At 47.0% G+C, this 25,862-nt stretch carries 22 protein-coding genes; 5 read left to right on the top strand and 17 right to left on the bottom strand.

The window, feature by feature from the left end:
* Positions 1-3 precede the first annotated feature (3 nt).
* The 4 genes from EKN16_RS06480 to EKN16_RS06465 are packed head-to-tail and all read right to left on the bottom strand — an operon-like array spanning position 4 to position 6,814.
* Positions 4-2,421 (bottom strand): DUF5682 family protein, encoded by a 2,418-nt coding sequence (locus EKN16_RS06480; protein ID WP_125665931.1) that lies wholly within the window; start codon positions 2,419-2,421, stop codon positions 4-6.
* A 14-nt stretch (positions 2,422-2,435) separates the two neighbouring features.
* Complete coding sequence (locus tag EKN16_RS06475; protein ID WP_125665928.1) at positions 2,436-3,527, bottom strand: ATP-binding protein; 1,092 nt, start codon at positions 3,525-3,527, stop codon at positions 2,436-2,438.
* Complete coding sequence (locus EKN16_RS06470) at positions 3,503-5,326, bottom strand: HEAT repeat domain-containing protein (RefSeq protein WP_125654725.1); 1,824 nt, start codon at positions 5,324-5,326, stop codon at positions 3,503-3,505. Before EKN16_RS06470 ends, EKN16_RS06475 begins: the two co-directional genes overlap by 25 nt.
* A gap of 24 nt (positions 5,327-5,350) precedes the next feature.
* Complete coding sequence (locus EKN16_RS06465; RefSeq protein WP_125654723.1) at positions 5,351-6,814, bottom strand: SWIM zinc finger family protein; 1,464 nt, start codon at positions 6,812-6,814, stop codon at positions 5,351-5,353.
* Positions 6,815-7,026: 212 nt separating this feature from the next.
* On the opposite strand from EKN16_RS06465, the gene EKN16_RS06460 reads away from it, so the two are divergent.
* Positions 7,027-8,016 (top strand): aldo/keto reductase family protein, encoded by a 990-nt coding sequence (locus EKN16_RS06460; RefSeq protein ID WP_125654721.1) that lies wholly within the window; start codon positions 7,027-7,029, stop codon positions 8,014-8,016.
* On the opposite strand, the gene EKN16_RS06455 is transcribed toward EKN16_RS06460, so the two are convergent.
* From EKN16_RS06455 to EKN16_RS06440, 4 genes are all read right to left on the bottom strand, one after another.
* Complete coding sequence (locus tag EKN16_RS06455; protein ID WP_232016487.1) at positions 7,975-8,580, bottom strand: LysR family transcriptional regulator; 606 nt, start codon at positions 8,578-8,580, stop codon at positions 7,975-7,977. The two genes, EKN16_RS06460 and EKN16_RS06455, sit on opposite strands and share 42 nt — an antisense overlap.
* Before the next feature lie 93 nt (positions 8,581-8,673).
* Positions 8,674-10,077, bottom strand: coding sequence for a HAMP domain-containing sensor histidine kinase (locus tag EKN16_RS33620; RefSeq protein WP_311547035.1), 1,404 nt, complete (start codon positions 10,075-10,077; stop codon positions 8,674-8,676).
* A gap of 2 nt (positions 10,078-10,079) precedes the next feature.
* Positions 10,080-10,748, bottom strand: coding sequence for a response regulator transcription factor (locus tag EKN16_RS06445; protein WP_125665923.1), 669 nt, complete (start codon positions 10,746-10,748; stop codon positions 10,080-10,082).
* A 150-nt stretch (positions 10,749-10,898) separates the two neighbouring features.
* On the bottom strand, positions 10,899-11,645 hold the full coding sequence (locus tag EKN16_RS06440) for an SDR family NAD(P)-dependent oxidoreductase (protein WP_125654719.1): 747 nt from the start codon (positions 11,643-11,645) through the stop codon (positions 10,899-10,901).
* 177 nt (positions 11,646-11,822) lie between these two features.
* Here EKN16_RS06440 and sigJ point away from each other — a divergent pair, with 177 nt between their 5' ends.
* Both sigJ and EKN16_RS06430 read left to right on the top strand, forming a co-directional pair.
* Positions 11,823-12,722, top strand: coding sequence for an RNA polymerase sigma factor SigJ (sigJ, locus tag EKN16_RS06435; RefSeq protein ID WP_125654718.1), 900 nt, complete (start codon positions 11,823-11,825; stop codon positions 12,720-12,722).
* Between the two features lie 89 nt (positions 12,723-12,811).
* Entirely contained in the window at positions 12,812-13,261 is a 450-nt protein-coding gene (locus EKN16_RS06430; protein WP_375782067.1) for a carboxymuconolactone decarboxylase family protein, read from the top strand.
* A 159-nt stretch (positions 13,262-13,420) separates the two neighbouring features.
* On the opposite strand, the gene EKN16_RS06425 is transcribed toward EKN16_RS06430, so the two are convergent.
* The 5 genes from EKN16_RS06425 to EKN16_RS33675 form a co-directional block, all read right to left on the bottom strand.
* Complete coding sequence (locus EKN16_RS06425) at positions 13,421-14,299, bottom strand: PhzF family phenazine biosynthesis protein (RefSeq protein WP_125654715.1); 879 nt, start codon at positions 14,297-14,299, stop codon at positions 13,421-13,423.
* A gap of 37 nt (positions 14,300-14,336) precedes the next feature.
* Positions 14,337-15,074: a polyprenyl diphosphate synthase gene (uppS, locus tag EKN16_RS06420; RefSeq protein WP_197719124.1), complete on the bottom strand. Its 738-nt coding sequence runs from the start codon at positions 15,072-15,074 to the stop codon at positions 14,337-14,339.
* Positions 15,075-15,420: 346 nt separating this feature from the next.
* Positions 15,421-15,780, bottom strand: coding sequence for a Lin0512 family protein (locus EKN16_RS06415; RefSeq protein WP_125654713.1), 360 nt, complete (start codon positions 15,778-15,780; stop codon positions 15,421-15,423).
* Positions 15,781-15,820: 40 nt separating this feature from the next.
* Positions 15,821-16,948, bottom strand: a complete 1,128-nt coding sequence (locus tag EKN16_RS06410; RefSeq protein ID WP_125654711.1) for a DUF3900 domain-containing protein — start codon at positions 16,946-16,948, stop codon at positions 15,821-15,823.
* Positions 16,949-17,049: 101 nt separating this feature from the next.
* Positions 17,050-17,226 carry an aldehyde dehydrogenase family protein gene (locus EKN16_RS33675; protein ID WP_125665918.1) on the bottom strand — a complete coding sequence of 59 codons (177 nt, stop codon included), beginning with the start codon at positions 17,224-17,226 and terminating at the stop codon, positions 17,050-17,052.
* 81 nt (positions 17,227-17,307) lie between these two features.
* On the opposite strand from EKN16_RS33675, the gene EKN16_RS06400 reads away from it, so the two are divergent.
* A complete protein-coding gene (locus EKN16_RS06400; RefSeq protein WP_125654708.1) occupies positions 17,308-18,810 on the top strand; it encodes a phytoene desaturase family protein in 1,503 nt (500 codons plus the stop codon).
* 140 nt (positions 18,811-18,950) lie between these two features.
* Here EKN16_RS06400 and EKN16_RS06395 read toward each other — a convergent pair whose 3' ends face one another.
* Positions 18,951-19,322 (bottom strand): hypothetical protein, encoded by a 372-nt coding sequence (locus EKN16_RS06395; RefSeq protein ID WP_125654706.1) that lies wholly within the window; start codon positions 19,320-19,322, stop codon positions 18,951-18,953.
* Positions 19,323-19,449: 127 nt separating this feature from the next.
* Here EKN16_RS06395 and EKN16_RS06390 point away from each other — a divergent pair, with 127 nt between their 5' ends.
* Entirely contained in the window at positions 19,450-20,070 is a 621-nt protein-coding gene (locus EKN16_RS06390; protein WP_125654704.1) for a DUF3298 and DUF4163 domain-containing protein, read from the top strand.
* 104 nt (positions 20,071-20,174) lie between these two features.
* On the opposite strand, the gene EKN16_RS06385 is transcribed toward EKN16_RS06390, so the two are convergent.
* The 3 genes from EKN16_RS06385 to hrpB form a co-directional block, all read right to left on the bottom strand.
* Entirely contained in the window at positions 20,175-22,268 is a 2,094-nt protein-coding gene (locus EKN16_RS06385) for a HelD family protein (RefSeq protein WP_125654702.1), read from the bottom strand.
* Positions 22,269-22,525: 257 nt separating this feature from the next.
* A complete protein-coding gene (locus EKN16_RS06380) occupies positions 22,526-22,807 on the bottom strand; it encodes a DUF1294 domain-containing protein (RefSeq protein WP_125654700.1) in 282 nt (93 codons plus the stop codon).
* Positions 22,808-23,096: 289 nt separating this feature from the next.
* Positions 23,097-25,628 (bottom strand): ATP-dependent helicase HrpB, encoded by a 2,532-nt coding sequence (gene hrpB, locus EKN16_RS06375; protein WP_125654698.1) that lies wholly within the window; start codon positions 25,626-25,628, stop codon positions 23,097-23,099.
* Positions 25,629-25,862 lie beyond the last annotated feature (234 nt).

The following is a 25,862-nucleotide window of genomic DNA, read 5'->3' as shown; positions in this document are numbered from 1 at the left end:
CGTCTACAAATCCCCGAAGTCAAAATCGTTAAGCTCATCGAGTTTCCCCTTTTCTTCCTCACTGAGCGGACGCTGCAGCATTTCACCCGTCTGATCCGTATCCACTCCCCAGATATCACCCATCATTTCAGCAATTGCCGCCTTTTCTCTAGGTTCGAAGGAGCCAAATGCTCTGCGGAGAAATACGAGTGAACGGTGAAATTGCTCTTCCTCCAGTGATTCCATGTAGTTATCGAGCTGTCTCCATAATGAAAGGCGGGATAACAGCGCATAACGGTTGCGCATCGATAAGCCTTCAAACCAGCCTGCTCCCAAGTCAGTAGGGATACCAGGAGACAACCGTCTCGATACTTCTTGTGCGCTTTGTTCTTCTGATACCTCATTGCGTTCCAGTAAAATAGCAAAAGCAAACCCCGAGCACTTCGCATTCCGGTCATCACGCGAGGACAGCTCGTGCAGCTTTTGCAGCCAAAGTCCATCATCAACGATTTCAAAATGCTCCTGTGCCACTCCATGCAGCGTTTGAATAGCGTCTACAACGCCTTTCGACGCATCATCATTACAGTTGGCAGCATCGCTCAGCAAAAGGGCGCCTCTAAGAAACAGCTGCTGAAGTAGCGGAATTAATGAATCCGTCTCGATTTTACGTAAGGACCCATATTGAATCAACACGGATAGATCGTAGGCGCTGCTTGCAATTTGATTGAAATTACCTGCATCAACAGCTAGCTCCTGCAGGGTGTTTCGCGCTTGCTCCATCAGCTTAGGTATTCCGCAATCACAAGCCAATCGAATCAGTTTGGAGGATTCGGCAATATCTACGCAAGACTCCAATCGCTCATTGAGCACAAAAGCCGCTGCCAATTCAATCGTTTCGCCTTTTAACGTGGACTCGACGACTTGGATCTCCGCTTCAGGCGTCCACTGCAGCACCCAATGCTCAGCCCATGACGCGGCCTCCTGATTGACCCGCTGCTTACGGGCAAAATTAATCCCGAGCAGCTCCAGCCGATGCAGAAGCACAGACCGCTTGAGATCGATAAAAGCCGCCTCTTCCGATTGCACTCGGCGGTTTTCTCGCAGATCCAGCTGCAGCGTCACTGCTACCGTCGATTTGTATTTCTCCAGCTTAAGCCGCTTCAACTCCCGATTCATATCGTCCTGTATCGGCGTTTGGCTAACACCCTCCGGCAGGCTTCCTATCGCTGTGCCCACATCCGTTCTCGCTAGCGCATCTGCAATCGTGGATAGCTCCCCATAACCTAGACATACGACTGCCGCATCGCGCAGATCTTGCCACGTCGGTTGACTGCCTCCCTGGAGAGAAGCCAACGCCTCCGCTAACCGGACCGCTTCAATTAGAGCCGCAGTGGACCGGAAATTACCCTGCTCACGAAGTCGTGCAGCCACATGGGAAAAGTATAGCGATGGAAGCTGGCTTAAATCACCCTTCTGCAAACACTCCCAGAATAAAGTGAAGTATGCGGGAGCTTGATTGCCCGCTCCATAGCCAGAATGGGTGGATAGCTTATAAAAGGAGTAAGGCATTAACGTTAATTTGGTTGGTACCTTGGGCAAGCTCGCATGCTGCTTATCCGTCATAACGGGAAACCGCAGGTCTAATGCCGAGGCGTGGTGAGCGCCCGTAACCACAACAACTTTATTCGGGGCATGACCTGCCTGTAATACCTCCTGAATGCGACGCCTCATATAGGCTTCTCGAATTTCATTGTAGGCAGTCTCTGCTGCGTCATGCTCACGCTCATCCAGCTCAGAAAGCTCCCTCATTTGCGCTGAGAACTCATACACCGCATGCCGATAGGCATCCTTCTGTAGATTATGCTCAAAGTGGCGTTCCCAGTAAGCATCATAGCTGGGCTCACCAGCTAACTCAGCGATATGCTCATAACGTTCATTCTGCTTGCGCAGATAAGCTTGCAGCCCGTTCTCAACTGCTGCCGCTGATTGGCCTGCCTCAAGTTCATCTTGCTGATCTTCCTGCTCATCCTCTGCAAGGAGGGAGTTTGTGCGCCAAGCCCTCCGCTGCTCATGAAGAGCCAGCGCCGTCTCTGAAGGCAGATCGATGAATTCGGTATGCACACCATGACGGTTCGCCCACACGAAGGCCTGATATTCCGGTGAATATTCGGCCAAAGGGTAGAGCAGCGTCCGTATTGGAAGCTGATCCGTATAGGCTAGAATCGCAATTGGAGGCACCACTCCGCGGGAAGTTAACTGAGCAATTACTCCACTTGCATCGCTCGGTCCTTCAACCAATATGGCCGTTGGCTGGATCGTATCGAGAAAAGACAGCAGATGATGGGCACCTGCAGGGGATAAGTGCCGAATCCCGAAAACGTGAAAGTCTTCGTTCTGTTCACTGCCCGTAGGCGTTCTGCCTATCGTATGGTCCGCGCTCATGTTAGATTCGCTGCTCAACCGTTCATCTCCGAGCAAGCTTGATACAAGCTTCTCCATGAAGAACCCCGCTTCTTCATCACATTTTCTAAGTATTCTTTCCACACCAGACGGTCCTTCTCTTCGTCCTTCACAATCGCGCCTTGAAGTCCTGCGGCTACATCCTCATCAGTAATCGTGCCGTTCCCGAAGCTGGCTGCCAGCGCCATGCTGCCCGTTAAGAGGGAGATCGCTTCAGCAGTCGAAATAACACCGCTTGGCGGTTTTACCTTATCCTTGCTGTCTATCGTCATCCCGTTGCGAAGCTCACGGAAGATCGTCACGACCTTGCGAACCGCCTCGTCATCAGGTGGCGATGCGTTCAACTCATAATTGGCGGAGATTTCACCAACACGCTTGCGGACAATACCGACCTCAGTTTCAATATCCGAAGGTGCGGGAAGAACAATGATATTGAAGCGTCTTTTCAGCGCTGCTGACATTTCATTCACACCGCGATCACGTGTATTCGCCGTTGCAATGACGGAGAAGCCTCTGGCTGCTGATAGCTCTCTATCAAGCTCGGGAATCGAAAGTGTTTTCTCGGATAATATCGAGATTAGAGCATCCTGAACCTCCGATGCGCAGCGCGAGATTTCCTCGAATCTGGTGATACCACCGCTTTCCATCGCCCGAAAGATCGGACTTTTGATCAGTGCCTGATCGGAAGGGCCTTGAGCCAACAGCATTGCGTAATTCCATGAATAGCGAATATGCTCCTCACTTGTACCAGCCGTACCCTGAATAACCTTGGAGGAATCACCATGAATAGCAGCCGTCAGGTTCTCAGACAACCAAGATTTGGCCGTTCCCGGCTCGCCAATCAGCATCAGTGCCCTGTCAGTAAGTAAGGTAGCAATAGCCATTTCTACCAAGCGCCGATTGCCGATATATTTGGGTGTAATCTCGACACCTCCGACTTTTCCACCCGTTATGAAGGTTAGCACTGATTTGGGAGAAAGCTTCCACCCAGAAGGCAGCGCATCCTTATCCGCTTTCTTTAAAGCCTCAAGCTCATGCTCATATAACCGTTCAGCTGGAAGCCTTAAGACATCTTGTTTTTGATCCATCCCCATAATCCCGTCCCCTTCTCTGTGACCAATTCTTCTGGTTTCTCTGCTAATTGCTCGGCAATTTCAAGCGTCTGCTGCTTGACACTTAAGTAATTGAAGCCATCGGCGAATACGCGCAGTCTGTCCGCATAGGATCGCGGCAGCAGATAAAGCAGAGTTCGCTGAAGCTCATCTAAATAATAAATGTTGTTCGCTGTATCCTTCTCGAGCATAGTCATTAACAGCTCCGGAGCTTCTTTGTAACCGCTTCGGAATAACACCAGTAGGATTGCATTCGATCGATGTGTTCTGAATTTAGGTTTTACCTGGAACTTTCTCACCAGATAAGCTGTAATTTTTTTATCCGGCTTCTCAGCCAGGCTCCATACCAGCTCTTCCTGATCAATCTCTGCGAATAAGTGAACCCATCTGGGGTCCAGCTTGTGTATATATTCTTCGTCAGAAGAAACAGGATCTCTAACTAAAGCCAACTGCTGATACGATGAGGGCGCCACCTGATGTATTGCTGCGATCAGCAGGTCTTTGACCATCTTTTTCTTCGGTTCCCTGAGCTCTTTAGAGAAGCGTTCATAAACTTCATCAGCAGTCAGCGTTGTATATGCAGCTTGAAAGCTGTACCCAATGAATCTGCCATTAAAGACTTCTTGTAATCCTACAGCAAATTCGTAAGCTTCGGGCAATTTCATCCACAGCAGAAGCTGAGCGGCTTTTTCTTGAATATTCTCTGCTGCGGGAATCATAACACCAGGCGTTGAGAGCAGCTTTTTCAAAAAATCAAGTACCTCTGGCTGCTGCTTCTCATCCAAACATTCCAGATCCGCAAGCAGTTGTTTGATCGGTTCTTCTTTTTCCGTGGCGCTGACTATCTGCTCCAACGCGACCTCTGCATTATCAATTACTTTATGGGTAAGCGATGCAGCCTCGCATTGTTGAATCGCCGCAACGGCATTATCCCGGTCTCTCCCTGTCGTTAGCGCCCGATATAGACGGTCTACGGCTTTATCCGTTCCAAGCTTGGCCAAGCCAACGTATGCCGCATTGCGAATTTCCTTCTTCTTATCATCGGCTTGCTCCAGGATAAGACTTTCTTGTGCCGGGTAATTCCCAAGCAGCTCAATCGCGGACATACGAACCTCTACTGAGCCCTCCCGAGCAGCCTGAAGATACAGCTCCATTCCGGATTCTCTCAAAAGCTCGTGCACAAGTGTAAGCCGACGCCCATGCGCCCTGCCTCCATTAAGATCATACTGTTTAAGGAGCACTGGAAGTGCATCTTCCCCATATTCGGGAATAACCTTTTGGCTTACAAAATCAGCTATCTCTGCGTAACTGTCATCAAGCGCAGCAACAACTGCAGGAAGGACACGAAAATCCTTTAGCAAATGTTCCTCATAAGCCTGGTTGATCCGCTCCATACGACCTTGCCCCTTGGACGTCAATGCCTCGATAACCGGACTCAGCTTGCGGTAAGGGATCTTCGTGGATAAAGCAATAGTAGTCCCAACTACCTCCTCGCTGTCCCCTTGTACCTCGGTCGTTCCCTGCGTATATAAAATCGAATTAAGAAGCGTGCTTAGATCAAGTAGTTTTGCCGCAGCACCCTCGCTTTTGTCGGTTGGTTCCACTACATCTATAAACGCCTGGGCCACTCTTTTAAAAACCGCAGCGGATTCACCAAGCTTTTGTAATTGAGGCAATATTTTTTTTAACCGTAGATCGCCTTCGGCCATCCTGCTGCCTGCAATAAATAAGCGCCGTACCTCCAGCTGTAGATCGAATAAAATAGCTATGCTCATCACATTTTCTCCTAACCTTTTAAATCAATATAACAATCGGATGATTTCGTTAGACGACACTATACTTAATGGCTGGGCTTGCAGCTGATTCTTATCCATCATGTGGCCGAATTTGACGAGGATGGCCTGATCCTTCACATATTGTTTATTCAAGTAAGGTATCAATGATGTCGTGTCATGATCTGGGAAAGCGATGTTAGCCAACTGAATCTGCTTGCCCTGAGCGTCCACGATAACCAAGGTATCGTCAATTTGTCCGATCTCGGTATAGAACAGCAGCAGGACAGGGAATTTGTCTGACAACGGATTTTTAATCTGGTTCTTAACCAGCTTAACCGCTTCAGGAAATGACTTGTGAGCTGCATTACGAATGGCTGCGAAGTCATCGGCAGCCATTTCACGCTGTGTTGAAGCTTCCCAACGCACCCTCGCATTCAGCTCCCCAGGGTACATAAACAGTTCTTCTGTTTGCACGACTTGATACCAGGAGTCTTCCTCCCGTATATGCTTGGCCGCGCGAAAAGGACGATAGGTTCGCGTTACGTCGATCCGTCCGTTCAACAAACTCAACCAGTAGCCCTCATCTACAAATTCACTTCGCGCTTGATCTGTATAGGATAGGAACGACAACTGAACCAGCTCCGTACTTGGATGCACGCGTCCATGCTCGCGCAGCTCAATAAGCTGCCAAGCGTGACCGATCCACTCCTCTAGCGTCGTTTCACTATCGATAGAGCTCTCGGGATTGTCCATGCGTGCGGTTAAATACTCGCGGCTCTTCTTGACTAAGGTATGCAGAACGCCCAAGCTCTCCACGATTGAGGTATACAACGATTCCTTCTGCTCGGAGCTGCTCGCTTCATTCGAAGCATTCAATTCAAAGAGCAGCCCACGGAAGGCCGTTTGCAGCCCCGGTATATAATAGTTGCCAAGCTGCTTAGACTGATCCTCGAACGTTTTCACTGTCTTCTTGTCCAAACTGCCGAGGCCCGAATTCGTAAGCTGCTGAATAAGCTTCTCCAATAGCTCGATGCCCTCCAGCTGTGACGCTATTTTTTTGAGCAAAGTCGACTGATTCGTTTTTTTGCGTTTCGCAGCAGCTTCGCCTACAGGTTCTTTTTTCTTCTCTTCCCGCTTCTCTTCGCGCTTCTCTGCCTTCTCCCTCTTTTCAACAATATCATCAGGGATATCGGTGATTTCAAAAGCATTGCCGAGCGCGTAAGCGTACATTAACCCCAGAATATGTTTGCATGGAAACTGTCGACTCGGGCAACTGCAGCGAAATACAGGCTCCTCCGGCTTCACGAAATCTACCGAGCAATGGTAAGGTTCTTTGCCGCTTCCCTTGCATTCACCGAATATGAGTGTCTCATCCGAGGTTTTACCCAGCTTGGGAAAGCTGTTCTTCTTGACTAGGTCGCGACCATTCTTCATCGCACTGCTGTTGATTGCTAAAGAATCTACATACGCTTCTGTTAAAGAAATCATCGTTGTTCCTCTCTTGTACAGAATAATTGTGTTCTAAATTTATTTCCACACTATTCCTCCATTTCCTTTTCCTAAAATATTACAGCTGATCCTTTTGAGAATAACAGCATCCCATTAATACATATTTCGAATTAATAATGAGTGTTTTATATATTTTTAATATTAAATAACACTTGTTATAATCAGATTTATAATGAAGGGAGGAATAAAGAATGCAATATCGGAAACTTGGCAAAAGCGGTTTGTTGGTAAGTGAGATGGCACTCGGAAACTGGATAACCCACGGTGCACAAGTGGATGACACCACAGCGCAAGCTTGTGTAGATGCTGCACTAGACTCCGGGATCACAACTTTCGATACAGCTGATGTTTACTCGGAGACGAGAGCGGAATCTATTTTAGGGGAGTCTTTAAAGGGGATACGTCGTGAAAGTATTGAGTTGTGCACGAAGGTGTTTCATCCAACGGGTACCGGACATAACGATAAAGGGCTATCCCGTAAACATATCATGGAAGCCTGCCATGCTTCGCTTCGAAGATTGCAAACGGATTATATCGATGTCTACTATGCACACCGATTTGATTCGACTGTATCGCTTGAAGAAACATTTTTGGCATTTTCCGATTTGGTTCGGCAGGGAAAAGTACTATATGTGGGGGTGAGCGAGTGGACAGCAGAACAGATAAAGCTTGGGGCGGCTTTGGCAAGGGAACTGAGAGTTCCCTTCGTGGCAAGTCAACCCCAATATTCCATGTTGTGGCGTGTTATTGAAGCCGAAGTTATTCCCGCTTGTGAGCGTGAAGGAATTGGACAGGTTGTCTGGTCTCCACTGGCCCAGGGTATTCTTTCCGGTAAATATGCACCAGACAAGCCGATACCGGAGGGCTCCCGCGCCTCTACGATAGCTGGTTCACCATTTTTCGAACGTTTGGCCGGACAGTGGTTGCGTAAAGAAGTCCTCCAGGCAGTAGAGCGAATTCGGCCGATCGCACAGGAGTCCGGGTTAACACTGCCACAGCTTGCAGTAGCGTGGGTTTTGCAAAACCCGCAAGTCTCATCTGCTATTATTGGAGCCTCGAAGCCCGAGCAGGTAAAGGAAAACGTCAAAGCTGCAGGTGTCACTCTAGATACTGAGGTCATGAGACAAATAAATACTATTTTAAATGGCGTTTCTGAGTTTGATCCAAGCAAGACCGGTTAAGATTATAGCCTTTACACAAGTTTGCTTGTCTGACTTGGCTAATGGATGATTCTCGGGTAATACGGCAACGAGTGATTCGTTAGTGTAGAGTCGAGAGGTGATATGTTTTGACGGATCTACCAAACGAAGGAAGCCGACATGTATTTTTCCATCATATAAAGCTTTCAGTTGTTGGGCAGATGTCATTTCAAATAGAGTAAGCTGCACATCGGGAAAACGCTCCCGAAATACCTTTAAAACGTTAACCATCATACCACCAAGTGCCGAATCTACAAATGCGATAGACAAAAGTCCAACTTTCCCTTGACTTGCATGTTGTGTCAGCTTAATTGATTGTTCCAATTGAGAAACAATGTTTCTGGATTCCTCCAAAAATATCGTTCCTGCTGACGTAAGTCGGACCTGTCTCTTAGTTCGCTCCAAAAGCTTCACACCGAGTTCTTCCTCAAGACTTTGGATTTGTTGGCTCAAGGGAGGTTGGGTTATATTCAGTTTTTTTGCAGCACGATTGAAATGCAGTTCTTCTGCTACTGCGATAAAGTAACGTAGTTTTTTCAAGTCCATAAACACGATTTCCCTTCCTACATATCCTCTGCAAGCTATTCATGCTTTGTTCCATCCCTCAGCTTCGACACCTATATCTGATTGGCTGGGAACCTATGATTGTTTCAGGTTTATTTTCTTCGTATTACTGATTCTAATCGTGAAAGTTGTACCTGCATCCCGCTTACTGCTGACTTGAATATCACTATGATGCATATCAATAATTCGTTTCGCGATGGACAAGCCTAGTCCACTTCCGCCCACTGTTCGATTACGTGATTTATCCGCAATGAAGAACCGCTCGAAGATATGGGGCAAATCCTCTTCTGAGATACCCGTTCCATTGTCTGAGATCGATATCTTGGCTCCTTCACCGTCTGATAATGATGTTACATCAACTGAAATGGTCCCCCCATTAGGTGTGAATTTGATGCTATTGCCGATCAAATTCGTCCATACTTGAGACAATAGATCCTCATCCGCAGTGATGATGACTTCTCCCAAATCAACATCCATCCTAATATTCTTCTCCACCCATTGCGGCTCACAAGCAAGGATCACACGGCGAATTTGCTTATCCAGTCGATAAGGCTTAGGCTCGAAGGGATGCTGATCCGATTCAAGAGAGGTCAGCTTTAACAGATTATCACTGAGCTTGGACAAGCGCAGACTCTCCGTTTCGATGATTGAATAATAATGATGCCTTTGCTCCGTATCCAGTCCTTCTTGCTGAAGTGCGCGTGCAAATCCGCGAATCGAGGTGAGCGGCGACTGAATCTCATGTGATACGTTTGAGATAAAGGTCTGACGCATTTGCTCCATCTGATTAAGCTCAGAAGCCATATCATTAATGCTCTCGACCAGCTGGCCGAACTGACCGTTCATATGTCTATTCTTGTAAAGATTAACCTTGAAGTCACCCTTCGACATCCGACGAAGTGCCTCGATTATGCTATATAGAGCACCCGCTTCTTTCTTCCACGGCCGAAAGGAGAGCATACCCAGAAACATTATGAGAAACCCTAAGAATACCGTTAATAGTTGGCTTCCATAATGGTCATAGAGACTTGGCGTTTCACTTTGAATGACCAAAGCCCTTTGCTTCCCATCTAGTTGAATCGGAACCCCTACTGTAGCAACCCCAGTTTTGAAAATATTGCTTCGCTCTATCTCCGTGAAGGTGCCACCTGAAATAATCGATTGCATGCTAGTCTGACTAATCTCTGGATACTTCTTACTGTTACTGCCAAAATGTTGTTCGATTCCTTGCGCATCCCTGACAAGCATCGAGTAATGATTATGCTGCGCGATTCGTTCGAGCCCTTCCTTCCATGAGGAATGTTGGAGTGCCAACATATCCCCCATCAGCACCCCTTCATGAATCATGGCAGCAGTCACATTAGATTCGTTTCTCTTCTCCTTGGTATAGGAGACTATCGTGAACGCGACACTCCAGCTAAGATAAATCATAAGATTAATAAAAATCACACCGGCGATAACCTTCAGAACCTTGAGCATCCTCACATCTCCAGTCTGTAGCCAAGTCCACGAATAGTCTGAATGCGAAAGCGGCTTAGTTCTTCTGGAAATCGCTCACGAAGCCGCTTGATATGAACGTCTACCGTACGCTCGTCTCCTTCATAGTCGAAGCCCCAGAGCTGTTCGATCAGCAGTTCTCTAGAAAAGGTTTGGCCCGGATAGCTAGCTAGTTTGAATAACAGCTCGAATTCCTTAAGCGGGAGGGTTATTGCCCGTCCGCCTATCGTTACCTCAAAAGTAATACGGTTAAGCTGAACCTCACCGATCTGTATGGATTGCGAGATGGCAATTCGGTAACGTTTGAGCAGCGCCTTAACCCTAACGATGAGCTCAAGAGGCTCGAAAGGCTTAACGAGATAATCATCCGCACCCAGCTCAAAGCCTTTCAATTTTTGCGAAGTCTCACCTTTAGCAGTCAGCATCAGCACGGGGGTTTCGGTGTTTTCTCTTAACTCCTTGCATAGCGCCCAACCGTCCATATTCGGCATCATAACGTCGATTATGGCCATATCCACTTGCTCCGTTTCAAGTATACGAAGTGCATCTATTCCATCAGAGGCTTCTATTACTTCAAAGCCTTCCCTTATTAAGAAGAGCTTTACAAGCTCGCGAATATGCGGATCATCGTCTACAACAAGCAGTTTGGTCATATCCATTCATCTCCGATTCATTCATGTTCAGCTTCTCTAACTTCACACAATATACATGGCTATTATGAACAGAATATGAACGGTACAGCGCGATAAATTGCGATGACTGGTGCTCATTCTCGTACACGTCCAGCAGGTTGCAGAAAATGACTAGTCTTCATACAAACGCAGCAGCTTTCCATCCAAATGAATCGGCTCTATTCGATTTAATAACTTAATCGCAACCTCTTCTGCGGACCACAGCTTGCCATCCTCATAGGAGGATTTGAAGAAGGTCAGCATGGGGAAAACATCTGCCGCTTGGCTGCGTGCAGTTGTCTGCATAGCGGTATCTGCCATGCCTGGATCAACCGAAACAACCTCAACCGGATGAGATAGTTGACGTTGTTCATCCGCTACACATCGGGATAGTATATTAAGAGCCGCCTTCGAGGATGCGTACAGGCTCATCGAAGGCGCAGAATACTCAGCCAGACCTGATGTTACGTTCACAATTCGCTTCCTTATCTCCCACTTTTGAGTATGCCGGATAAAGGATGAGATTAGGACCATAGGCGCTAACAAATTTATATGTAGATGGAGAGCCATCTCTGCTTCATCACACTGATCAATCGACTTCAATGGTTCTAACATAGCCGCATTATTAATGAGTAGTATTTCTGTGGTATTCGAATAATTAATCTCATTAAATAACTCCTCCATTATCCTTGCGATACCGTCAGTTTGTGAAAGATCATAACTTATGGATATAAACCGCTCATGACTGATAAGCTTTTCCACTAATGAGTTTGATCTAGCGATTCCGAATACACGAAAGCCCTTCTCAAGCAAACTCAAAGCGAGTGCTTCTCCAATTCCTCTTGAGGTTCCCGTTACGATCGCGATTGCTTCTGGCATAGGGCCACTTCCTTCTTTCCACAATTTTACTTTCTATCTCTATTATCGACATCTTAGCCATTCGTGCAACTTGTTGCGCATAGGGAAGCTTTACTTTACGATAAGAACATCATCTCCATCATTACGAATGGAGCCTTATTTCTCATCTTCTATATACGACAAAGGAGTTACTCCATTATGAATGTAAGCGAACTCTATGAGGAATATCGACCCTTGTTATTCTCAATAGCATACCGTATGCTTGGCCTCATTCAAGATGCAGAGGATATCGTTCAGGATGTATTTGTCACCCTTCAACAGCAAATGCCTTCCTCCTCTATCCGAGACACGAAAGCATATTTATGCAAAATGGTGACAAACCGCTGCTTGAACGAATTGAAATCGGTTCGCAGAACAAGACTACAATATATTGGTCCTTGGCTTCCCGAACCTTTAGTGGAATATCAGGATGACAGTAATCCAGCTGTCTTATCAGAAAGACGCGAAGAGGTTGCCTATTCTTTTCTAGTTCTGCTTCAGTTGCTATCCCCCGCAGAACGGGCCGTGTACATACTGAGAGTGACGCTTAGTTACGATTTCGAAGAGATTGCAGAATCGCTCGATAAGACGGTGATTAACTGTCGTAAGCTCTACAGCCGTGCCAAGCAAAAGCTACTCAATGAGGGACGAAACGATATTCTTTGGGAGCCTTATCCAACAGATCATGCTGAACTAGCGCAAAAGTTCAGCCAAGCCTTCATAGCTGGGAATGTAGCAGAATTCCTACATCTCCTAAGCGACGATGCCGTAATGTTGACTGATGGTGGCGGCAAGGTGAAAGCTGCAATCAATCCAATCTATGGCAGGGATCGGGTTATCGCTCTGCTCACTTACTCTATTGCACAAAGACCAGCAAATGCCAGAGCCCTCATCACCCAGATCAATGGACAGCAAGGGTTGGTTATTCTTGTCGCTGAACGAATAACCCATGTCTATCTATTTGGTTATGAGCCAGGAACTCAGCGGATCTCCCGTGTGTATTCCGTCATGAATCCGGATAAATTAATTCTAGGAATGAAGCACTTGATCTCTTTTTGAAAAAAGTCATCGCTTATTGTCACAAAATCATGATCTCATTTGTCTTAGTTATGAGTGATAAAATTGTCTCTCAACAATCAATAAGAGGAGTGATAAGATTGAGGTTTAATTATCGTGAAGTAAACCCCGGAGCTTTTCAAGCTATGCTTAAGTTTGATCAATTCGCCAATAGTGTTGACATTGATCCTATCTTACGTGAATTAATCAAAATTCGAGTATCACAGTTAAACGGATGTGCCTTTTGTATCGATTCCCATACGAGAGACGCACGCAAGATTGGTGAGAGTGAGCAGCGAATCTATCTCTTGAATGCATGGCGGGAGACCACTTTATTCTCAGCGCAGGAGAAAGCAGCCTTACATCTGGCCGAGGCGATGACCCGAATAAGCGAACATGGTTTGACTGATGAGGTATATGAACAAGCTCGTGCTCACTATAATGAGAAGCAGATCATCGATCTCATAATGATTATTAACGTCATTAATAGTTGGAATCGAATTGGGGTTTCTATGCAGCTTGATCCTGGACAAAATAAATAAGCAGTAAATGACACGCAATATCTACAAAAGGACAGCGATTAATCACTGTCCTTTTGGTTGAATTAAGTAAAAGTATGTTCGGTAATTATTGATTTTTAAAGAGAGGTTGGGTTGTACGCAGTACGGTAACCCTATTGGTATTAAATTTTTAAAGGCTGATTAAATAGAAACCTCAAAATCATTAACATAAACAGCATTGCCCGTAATCTCTATTTCATCACATTTTGTTACTGTTACACTGACTCTTCCATTCCTTCCGATTTCCTGACCTTGTTCAATCAAAAGGTTTAATGAAGAATCAGAATTCTTCGTTATATATCTTGCATAATAAGCTCCCATAACCCCAGAGGCAGTACCAGTAACTGGATCCTCAATTGTACCAGAAAACGGTGATGAAAAATGGCGAGCGTGCATATGTGCATTTGAATCGTAGGTTTCTAAACAGAAAGGATGGATAGACGCTCTAGGCATTTCCTTTAAAATGTTCGGAAAGAGCTTGTTATTTGGATTCATTCGTTTGAAAGCAGCAAGGCTTATAATTGGAATCAATAATGTCCACGTTCCTGTACTGCCATACAATGTTGGTAGTTCTGTCTCAATATCTCCTTCATGTATTCCCATAGAAAGAGCCAACTCTTGAAGAGAACCATTGAACTCTTGAAATTGGGGAATGGCTTGCTTCATTGTTATGTAAAGTCCGTCTTTTGAATGTAGTCTAATCGGCAAAACACCTGCTTTTGTTTCAATCGTAAAATCTGTTTTATCACCCAGCAACCCTTTCGTTTTCAATGCATAAATAGTTGCCATTGTTGCGTGACCACAAAGGTTTATTTCGTGACCCGGTGTAAAATAACGAATTCTTAAATCAGCTTTATCGGATTTAAGTGGGAAAGCCGTTTCATTAAAACCTACTTTCTCAGCCACTGCTTGCATTTGCTCTTCCTCAAGATTATCTCCATCCAAGACTACCCCAGCTGGGTTCCCCATATTGGGAATGTTACTGAATGCATCATAATGATAAACCTTTATTGTTTTCATAAGAACACCCCCCAACGTTAGTGCAGTAAACTCTTGTTTATGCGTATTGTTTACGACACTGAAACTCATAAATAGCTTTATAAAATAGGTACTCATTGAAGCTAGGCCACATCTCATCAGTAAACCAAAGTTCCGACATGGCCGATTGCCACAGCAAAAAACCACTTAATCTCTTTTCACCGCTTGTTCTTATGATAAGTTCAGGATATGGACATTCAGAAGTGTATAAGAAACGTTCGAATTCCTCTTCTGAAAGCTCATGTGAACCGTCTTTTAAAAACAACTTCATAGCATGAACAATTTCATTACGACCACCATAATTCACCGCAAAATTAACTATCATATCCGTATTTGATTTCGTTAGTGCTGCGGCGTTATTCATCATATTTTGAGTTTCCAGAGAGAATCTAGAAATGTCACCAATAAAGTTTATCCTTATGTTGTTCCTATTCAAATCGTCTAAAGTATCATCGGTTACAAATTCATTAATTAAGCTGATAATATAATCAACTTCTGATCTTGGTCTCTTCCAGTTTTCAGTAGAGAAGGCGTAAAGAGTTAAATATTCAACGTTATTTTTCTTACAAAAACGTATCGTATTTTTCATTGTCTTCATTCCTGCAAAATGGCCTGCTGTACGTGGTAAGCCTCTTTGGGTTGCCCATCTTCCATTCCCATCCATCATGATAGCGATATGTTTGGGCAACATGGCATTCCAATTTATTTTCTTCTTCATTACCCTTGCTTTTAATGAATGATTTAAACCAAATAGCACTTTCCACACCGCCTTTTCTCAGATACCTCAAATTGTATAAAGGGGCAGCTCACGGGGAATTCCTCCTATAGGTAAATGGAATAAAGCTCTGAATCGTAATTGTATTGTTCACTTCTGCACTTTCCACCATTGGAGAATCCTACAATAGTACCATCGTCATTTTCCACAACGTAAGTCACTTCATCGGGATTCAAATTATGAAAGACCCATTTATCCTCCTTTTACTATTCTGTTTATAATCTTCAAAATTCAATAGAATTCCAACAATTCCTTCACAGATTGGAAAAATACTGCCAAAACAAATAAGGCTGCCGTTCATTGCTTTCGGCAGCCTTACCAATGAATACTAATAGCCAACTTCTACAGAGGCAATAACGACGTAGATCAGGTCATTCTTATCCTGCTTATCTGGGAGTACAACTCCGCTAGTGGTAACCATACCGCCATCAACAACCTCGATCGTTACCTGACCGTAGGGAAGGACAGCTTTAACCGCATCTTCGTCTAACGTCTCGCGTTCGCAAGGAACAGCCAATTTCACATTCACCTTCATGTTATACAAGCTTCCCTCAGGAAGTACAGACCGAAGTCCTGGCATCGAGTTGTGATGAATAGCATTCTGCACGGCACGTATCGCCGCCTTGGTCACGCTCTGTCCATGAAGATCCGTACCCATTCCAAGCTGAACAAAAAATAACTTTTCCATCCAGATTACTCCTCCTGCTCGTTTTTATTAAGAATCCTTTTTAATAAGGGATATCATCACTATCGGCTGCAACATGCGCCACTGCCGTCTCTGCTTCTTTCTCCGGAATCCGTTTACGCCCTACAAGCTCCAGAACTTCGAGCAGATCAGGAGGCTGAAGCAGCTCGACTGGCGACATGCTGCGATCGAATTGGAACGCGTCACCTTCAATAAGTGCAATATAACGACCATTATAAGTGGCAAAATGAATCGCTTGTCCAAAATCCGTCAGCGGTCCTTTAACAGAGACAGCATCCAGCTTGAACGACACGCTCAGGTTGGGCTGATGCTCAATAAGTCGTTCAGCGGCAGTCACTACCTGCTCGTGCGTCCATTCTTCCTGTAGTCCGCGCTTCTCGCTCGCCGCCCAAACCTCGTACTTCTGAGCCTCCTGCTGCCTTCCTTCACCCTCTTGCCCCTGCCACTTATCCTCCATATACTCATGGACCATCTCAAGCATCTGCTCACTCATCAGCTCCGGCATTGCCTTCTCATAGCTGACAAATCGAAGAAAGTCTTCAAAATATCTGGCATGTGAGGCTTGATGAATTTTCAGCTCCCATGGCTCGATCATACCTTCCTCTGGCATAAGCGGGTATTGAATGGATTTCATATTACGCGCACTTATGGCCATTTCCACATGCGAGATGAGCTGTCTCTCATCGGCAATTCTTGCAATTTTCGGTTCAAAATCACATTTGAGCACGAATAGCAGCGCTTCATCAGTTACCTTATTGGGCGTTGCACTAACGATGATAAGCGCTCCACCGCGAACGGCAGCCGCATCCATATACAAACGAACCATTTCATCGGCAAAGCCATGATACTGCTCTTTCGATTCTGAAGTACGCAAACGCTGGAACAAATTGTAGTTCGGATTGCTATCGAGCTCATAGCCGGGCTCTGCAATGAAACGGCCTATTTTGGTCGGGGCGTTCTCGCTGCTTGCATGACGCTCCGCTTTTCTTTTGCAAATACGTTGAAACTCGCCATCCAGAAAGGACTTGAGCTCACTCTCCGCATACTCTTCACGGTCAAGGGTTTGAAAATGCTTAAAGGTCTTCGCGGCGTTGTCGGATCCATCCGCTTGTATAACGAAGAATGATAAATAATTGACGATAAAATCCATCTGCAGCTTCCCCTTTAGCTTTGAAAATAACGATCAGCTTCATGCCAAGCTAAGAGGAAAAATAATCCTTTTCAAGCTCAGCAGGCTGCTGGTTCAAGTCATTAGCATAGCATATTGGGCGCTGTTGCGACATCTGTTTGCTGCGATTGGCCTGTAGGGAAGCTGGACTGGCGAACTAGCTCTATCATCCATGTTGATAATAATGAAATTTTTTCAGAAACTTTCAATACGATGGTATTTCCTGCAGCTAATGCGTACAAACTGGGTATAAATGACAGATAGAGCGGGTAATAGCAGTATCGTCAATAATTTAAATTTTTAATGTGGATGCAAGGCAGAAATCTATGAGGAGGAAAATCATGAGCAGCAAGAATATTATTGTTGTCGGAGGAGGACTTGGCGGATTATCCGCTGCGATCCGGCTAAGAGCAGACGGACACATGGTTACCGTACTCGAAAAGAACGAGCGTGCAGGCGGCAAGTTGAATATCCGAGCCGGAAAAGGATATACCTTCGACACGGGTCCTTCCATCCTGACTATGCCTTGGGTATTGGAACAATTGTTTGCTTCCGCTGGACGCAGTCTTTCCGACTATTTGAAATTATCTAGAATCGAACCACAATGGCGTACCTTCTTCGAGGATGGTGTACAGATTGATCTCGATGGCGATCTTCCTCAGCTGCTGGCCAAAGTCGGTGAATTATCGCGGCATGATCGTGAACGACTACTTCCCTATTTGGAGCATGCACGCAAGCTGTACGATCTGAGTATTAAGAGCTTTTACAAGAGCAGCTTGAGCGGGCGAACTGATTTGAGGCATCATCACTCATTGAAGGAATTGCTCGCAATGGATCCGCTGAAGACGGTAGCGCAGACGACGGCCAATTATTTTGACAGTCCTCATCTTCGTCAGCTGTTAAATTTCCTCGTGATGTATGTCGGTTCGTCACCTTATTCAGCTCCTGCTATACTAACACAGCTCGCCTATGTCCAGCTCGGTCTAGGCATCTTTTATGTGGAGGGTGGTATGTATAACATCGCCAGAGCCATGTTGAAGCTGCTCGAAGAGCTTAGTGTCGAAGTTCGTACAAATGCTGAGGTGTCATCGATCGTTGTTGAGAACGGTCAAGCAGCAGGCGTCCGATTGGCGAATGGAGACTTAATGCTGGCTGACATTATTGTCTGCAACAAAGAAGTAATTCCTGCTTATTCGTCTTTGCTAGGTGACTATGCACCTGCCGCTGCTGCTCAGAAGAAGCTAGCCAAATTCGTGCCAAGCGTCTCGGGCCATGTGCTGCTGCTTGGTGTTAATCGTACCTTTCCGAATATGAAGCATCATAATTTCTTCATGTCGAAGGATCCGGAGCGAGAATTTCACCGCATATTCGTTGAACGTCTTCCCGCTGAGGACCCCACTGTCTATGTCGGCATTTCATCCAAAACAGACAGTCAGCAGGCGCCAGACGGCAAAGAAAATTGGTTCGTACTTACTCATGTCCCTGCACTCCAAGGGGAAGAGAGCTGGATCTATCGCCGGGAATATTACCGGGAGCTCGTGCTTGAGAAGCTTGAACGAATGGGCGCGACAGGGCTTCGAAGCGCGATTGAATTCGAATATGATTTCGTACCGGATGACCTGCAGGCACTTTATGGATCAAACGGCGGTTCCATCTACGGTGTAGTGTCCAACCGCAAGTTGAACGGCGGCTTCAAGATCGCTAGCCGCAGTACCGTGGTCGACAAGCTGTACTTTGTAGGCGGTTCCGTCCATCCCGGTGGCGGCGTGCCGATGGTCACCCTCAGCGGCCAGCTTACCGCAGACCTGATCCGGCTTGACTTGGCCAGTCAAGCTGTAATGTGAACATAATCACGCGCTCAATAAGAAGAAACGGCTGATGCCGTCCTCTGGTAGCGACGTAATTTTCTTCCACAATAATATCAGAAAAGGATAGGCGAATTATATTCTTTCTGAGATTTAAAAAAAGCCAGTTTCCATCCACGCTAGACGCGCGGCGGAAACTGGCCTTTTTTGGAGTGAAGGTTAAGATAGACATTCGATCTCATTAAGAAGTAGCAGATGAGATACAGCAGACAGGTAACGCCAAACCATACAAACACGCTTTGGGTCAGAATCAAATACAGGCATAGTGGCAGTGACCAGATAAATGCAAGCATCATCAGTCTAGGCAGCGTTAGAAAAGAGGAGATAATCGCCGCAGCTGCGGGTAGGAGCACCATAATAAAGGTAGGTGTTATGCCATGTGCATGGCTTTGCCCTGTATGCGAATTGTGAAAGTTAAGAACGAACCAAAGCACGATAGAAGCAAAACCTGCTGTCAAACCCAGTATGAAAGATAATTTTGCAAATGTCACACTATCACCTCGGATACAAACTTTAATTGTCTATTACTCCAAGCTTTGAAAAAATAATCACACGGTTTCTTTCCAATTGAATAGGCTAATTGTAGATGCAGCTCTCATCGAAAGGGTGCGAAATAAAATGGCATTTCAATTACCAGTTGGTATTCAGACCCACTCTATGACTTCTCCTGGCACGACGATTTATTATCCTCAAATTGTCGGATTACAGAACCGCAGTGTACAGGAACACATCAACAGAACGATTATCAATCTTGTTACTATTTTAAAGCAAGAACAGCTGCGAGTGCAAACTGGGACAAATATGCAAATGACCGGTCATTATGAAATCAAGACGAACGAGCGAGGTATATTAAGTCTAATCCTCACCAACTATGCCTATTCCCAGCCTATGGCGCATGGGAATACGATCGCCAAATCACTTACGTTTGACGTAAATACAGGCAAGTTATATAGCCTCTCAGATTTGTTCAAACCAGGCTCAGATTATGTCGCCGCCCTTTCCTCCCAGATCAGTGTCCAACTTAAGCAGAGAGATCTGCCGCTCCTGAATAGTTTTACTGCGATAAAACCGAATCAAGATTTCTATCTAGCTGACAAATCGATCGTTATCTATTTTCAATTGTATGAGATCACACCCTATTACGTGGGCTTCCCGATGTTTCCTATATCGATTTATTCGGTGCAGGATATCATCGCTGAAGGCGGTCCTCTTGATTTGCTCTCTGCCGATGTGGCGTAACGACAAGAAGGGCCTCTCCCAGCAGTTTAAGCTGCTAAGAAAGGCCCTTCTTGCGACGCGTATATTCATTCTAAACTCACTCACATACAAATTGAGGCCAATAGCTAGCTTTGTGCCACAGCTTCTTCCACTAAATTCGTCAAAGCGCCGCAGTACAGCAGCTTCAGCTTATGGAGGGCACGTGTGCAAGCTACATAGAGCAGCTTCGCGTCATTTGGGCCGAAGCTCGTTTGATCAGCATCAGCAATAAGCACCGCATCAAACTCGAGGCCTTTGGCCAAGTAAGCGGGAACAACCGTCAAACCGCCTTTGTACGCCTCCTGCTTGCTCTGCACGAGCGAGACCTGAATCCCTTCGGCTTCGAGTCTCGTCGCAATAGCCTCACAGGAGCGTGCAGTCCGGCCAAGAACAGCAATCGTGCGATAGCTCTCTTCGTTGCGCCAATTCTTCACGGTTTGAACAATCTCGTCCAGCCGAACTCCATCATTGATAGCCTGCTCTACATCAACAGCCTCACCGCTCCGGAATACAGGTGTAGCAGGTTTGACCCCATCTCCCATCCCGCCGAGCACCCGATTGGCAAAATCAATAATTTCCATCGTCGACCGATAGCTTCGGTCGAGCTCGAAATAACCAGTATGATCCGCTGGGAACAAAGCGGTTAGCTCACCCCAGCTATGAATACCTGCATAGCCATGAATACCTTGCTGTAAATCCCCTAGCACCGTCATAGAAGCTTGTCGTTGACAGAGCTTTAGAGCTTCAAGCTGGAAAGGCGAATAGTCCTGGGCTTCATCAATAACAACATGATCAAAGGTCGGATTGTCGAAACCGAATAAACGAAGCTGGATATACACAAGCGGAGCCAAGTCCTCGGGCTGCACCTTGGACTGCTTTAATGCTTTTATCGATGTAGTACGTGCCTGCGCACTGAGCATCGGAACTGCTGCCGCGTCATTTAAGAGCAGACTGTATAATTGAGGCGCAGTGTAAGAAGGAATCTTTTTGCAGTACGCGTTTAATTTTGCATTTGCTTTTGTTTTTAACTTACTATCCGTAAGACGTCTTGTCTTCCACTCTGATTCCAGCCAGCGTTTGATGCGGCTGACCAGACGGTTGCGCCTTTTCATGAATGGTTCTCCGTAATCATCCGTGGCAATCCATTCTGCGATTGCTGCCGGTTTCAAGACCATGCCTTCAATCGGTTCAAAGGACTGCTGAGGAAGCAGTGTCTCCTCCGTCTGAGCCAGCTTTTCATCGACTGCCCGCTTGAATGCCAAGCTGCCTTTGAGACGGCCAGGTGCCTGCTCAATCTCTTCTCTTGTGCGAGGCTGCTCGAACCAATAGTCCATCGTGTCGGTCGCTTCATCAAGCCTTACAGTTTGCTGGAGCTGATCAAGCGCCCATTCGGTATAAGTGGTCTGAACGATATCCCCAACACCAAGCTCTGGCAGAACACCGGATATGTAATCCAGAAACATTCGGTTAGGCGCAAAAATAACCATTCGCTCCGCTCGGATGCTGCCAGCGTAACGGTATAGCAAATAAGCGAGGCGATGCAGCGCAACGGTCGTTTTACCGCTTCCCGCAACCCCTTGAATGAATACGGCTTTATTCTTCTCGGTACGAATAATGCGGTCCTGCTCTTGCTGAATCGTCGATACAATGTCACGGAGCTTGTTATCCTTGCTCTCGCCCAGCCGGTACAATAGAAATTCATCCGTAACAGATTCCTCTTCTTGTCCACGGACGTAGCTGTCTACAAGACGCTCCAGCTTACCTTCGCGAACCATTAGGTTGCGCTTCAAATGGACCGTTCCTTCAATATCCCCATCAGGCGATTCATAGGAAACTGGTGCTTCACCGCCGCTGAACGCGTAGAAAAGACTGGCTACAGGAGCACGCCAATCGATGACGAGCAATTCAGTGGTCTTCTCATGGGCAACGCCGGCTTTTCCAATATAAAGGGGTTTAGGTTCTTGCTGTGAAGGCTCTTGAAAATCAATGCGGCCAAAATAGGGCTCCTTCTCCGATACTTCAAGACGCTGCTGCCGCTCCTCACGTTGGAGCTGGAGCATTTGCTCAGTGAAATCATCTCCGGTATACCTTGGGCCGATTGCACGAAGCTGATTGCGAATATGCCGCAGAACGATTTCAACCCGCTCCGCTTCGTCTTGAAAGGCACTTTGAACAGTCATGTCAGTTACCTCCCTCTTCGACTACTAGCCTGCCTTTTGTACGCGGCTTTCACGAGCAATCCGCATATGCGAAGTCAGCGAAAGCCGCATTCTCATGCGGCTTGGTCGAATACTATTATGGTCCCCGCAGATAAGCACACGGAGCACGAGTGAACAATATAGCACAGTCAGCTAGGGACAGTCAATCCATTCCATTTGTAACAAAAATCGCATAGTAATTAGGTTCAACTAATATTATTTGTAAATGATTCACTGATCTATCTGATCAACATAATCCCAATGGCTATATGAATAATGAGCATGAATGGAATGCCGATTGCAAAAGAAGCATGCTTTGTTTTGTGGTGAAACATACGCATGGCGACATACCCACCGAGCGAGCCTCCCAAAGCACTCACTCCTAGCAGCTTACGTTCTGGAATTCGATGTCTGCGATCGTGGACCGCACGAATTTTGTCGCTGCGCATCATAAGGAATGCCGCTATGTTCATAATAATCAGATAGGCGATAATAATTGTTTCGGATACGGTCGTATTCATATTGCAGGAACCTCCTATTTGTACGTGATAGTATCTCGTTTTCCTTTTGTTGGCTCAACACTAAAATAAGTGCAATTCGAAGCATGGTGCGTAGAAGCAGGGTGCATAGAAGCAGGGTGCATAGAAGCAGGGTGCATAGAAGCCCGCTGCGCGGACGGATCATTCTTACGATCGCTGTTGTCTCCCTATTTCTTGATTCTATCCCTCAAGGGTAGAAATAAGGAGACAAAGGCGAACGCTATCGCTTCTTCAGAACGATTCCGTCCGCTTCGCTAGGTTGACTCATCAGCTACCAAGTTCGAGGCTTGGCCCGATTCGTCGGCGTCGCTTCCAGTGGATTATCCGGCCAGTAATGCTTGGGATAACGTCCTTTTAAATCCTTCTTCACATCAAAATAGGTCTGCTGCCAAAAGCTCGCTAAATCTTTCGTGACCTGTACTGGTCGGTGCGCAGGGGACAATAAATGAATCGTAACTGGCAGCTTGCCTCCCGCGATAAGCGGCGTTTGGCGAAGACCGAACAGTTCTTGAAGCCTCACGGCTAGAAATGGAGCAGCTGGATCACTATAATCGACTGGAATACGCGATCCGCTAGGTACAGTCAGGTGAGTCGGCACCTCTTCATCCAGCTGCTGCCGTTCTTGCCAGGATAGTTGGGATTCCATAATGGCAGTCATATTCAATCGACCTAGATCGCTGCGACTTCGCATCCCTCCGATGTAGGGGCTTAACCATTCGTTTAGCGAAGCGATCAAGGTTGTCTCAGAAACGTCTGGCCATGTGAGATTGTGTGAACGCATCAGCTCGATGCGCGCTTGAAGTTGACGAGCTGGCTTCGACCACGGGAGCAGATCAAGTCCTTGCTCGGCGATTCCGCTCAACAAGGCATCGGCTACAAGAGATGGATTAGGATCTGCCAGCATCCCTTCCTTCAGGATGAGCGAACCAAGCTTCACTCTGCGCCTAGCTCGAACAGCTTCGGCTGAACGCTCCCATCTCACTTCCGTTTCCACTTCCAGCTGACTAGCAAAATGCTGCTCGATTTCGGCTTGTGTTAGAGGTGCCGCGAGTAGAATGCGGCAGTCTGCTCCAATATCCTCTAGCTCAGCTACCGCCAAATAAGAGGAACCCGATAGCTGCTGCAGCTCTTGTATCGCCGCGCCGCGACCGTTACGGAGCAGGAATCTTCCATCCTCGCGACGCTTGGCGATTCGGTCCGGGTAGGCAAGTGCGATCAGCAGACCACAGCAAGCTATGTTCCTATCGGAAATCCCCTCACTTCCAAGGCTGCTGCCATTCTTGTTCGTGTGGATTCCAGCCGCTCGCATCCACTCTTTTGCTTCGGCTGCGATTCTTCTGCTAGCCGCTTCATCTAGCTCCGCACCGCTAGTCGCTCGTCCATGCAGCGCATCAAGTCGAAGCCGCATATCTGAGCTTCGGCTTGCGCGCAGCGGGTCGCGATCGCTCAGCAGTGCTGCAAGTTCACAAGCGACCGCGCCATACCCCAGCTTGATCGCTTCAAGCACCATATGCGCAAGCCGCGGATGCATACCGAGCTCAGCCATCGCCCTTCCATGCGCAGTTGGATGACGCTGCGCATCAAGAGCATCCAACTCGCGCAGCAAATTCAGCGCTTGCGTGTAAGCCGCAGCGGGCGGCTTGTTCAGCCACGCCAGCTCCGCCGCTGGATCATCGATGCCCCATATGGCGAGCTCCAACGCAAGCGGCGCCAAATCGGCACTAAGCAGCTCCGGCTCGCTCTGAGGAATCAGCGCGCGATGCTCCATCTCGGTCCACAGCCGGTAGCATACGCCCGGCGCTTCCCGACCAGCCCGTCCACGCCGCTGATCGGCCGATGCGACAGATACGGGCACTGTCTCCAGCCTTGTCATACCCGTGCGCGCAGAGAAGCGCGGCACGCGGCTCAAGCCGCTGTCGACCACGATTCGCACGCCTCGCACCGTCACGCTCGACTCGGCAATGGTTGAGGCGAGCACGATCTTTCGCTCGCCATCAACACAAGCCGCAACCGCATGATCCTGCGCTTCCGGCGGCATGCTGCCATATAAAGGCATCACGCGAATATTCGCGCTTAAGCCTGCTGCTCCCAGCAGCCTCTGAACACGGCGTATTTCACCCGCGCCCGGCAAGAACACAAGCGCATCCCCATCATGCTTATTCATGGCATCAGCAACAAGCAAGGCGACAGCTTCCTCTACACGTCCTTCCATTCGTTTGATCGCATAATGCGTATCCACCGGATAAGCGCGTCCCTCACTAACGATAACTGGCGCTCCACCAAGCAAGTCTGCCACTGGCTCAGCATCAAGCGTCGCAGACATGACAAGCAGCCGCAGGTCTTCCCGAAAAACCGACTGGGACTGCAAGCTCAGAGCGAGTCCAAGATCTGAATGCAAATGACGCTCATGAAATTCATCGAATATGACGATGCCAATACCTTCAAGTGCCGGGTCTGCTTGCAGCATCCGAGTAAAAACACCTTCTGTTATCACTTCAATCCGTGTATTCGGTCCTACCTTCGTATCTAATCGAACCCGGTACCCAACCGTACCGCCTGGTTGTTCTCCCAACGAATTCGCCATGTACCGTGCAGCTGCTCGTGCAGCGAGCCGCCTTGGCTCCAACATAACAATCCGCTGACCATCAAGCCAAGGCGCACCCAGCAAGGCCAAAGGCACTCGTGTTGTCTTCCCCGCACCAGGCGCAGCGATAAGGACAGCGTTCTTTTGTTCGGCGAGCTTCTCCAGAAGCTCTGGAAGCAAGCCATCTATCGGCAACTCCTGCTTTTGCCGGTATTCCATGTATTTGTCACCTCTTCTTCATGTACACAGTCAATAACTGATCACTTAACGGAATATATCGTATCATTATACTAACTTTGGCGTCTAAAAGGCTAATGGCATCACAAATAAACGATTGAAGGGAACTTCGTTAATCAGATTCTCAATGAACTGGTATTCGTTTAGTCATTGGGTTAGCAGAAATGCTGGTCAAATCGAAGGGTATGACTATGGAATGGATTCAAAGCCGGAATG

This window comes from Paenibacillus baekrokdamisoli, from assembly GCF_003945345.1.
Taxonomy (GTDB): Bacteria; Bacillota; Bacilli; order Paenibacillales; family Paenibacillaceae; genus Paenibacillus_Z; species Paenibacillus_Z baekrokdamisoli.
This window is presented reverse-complemented; position numbering and strand designations above follow the sequence as displayed.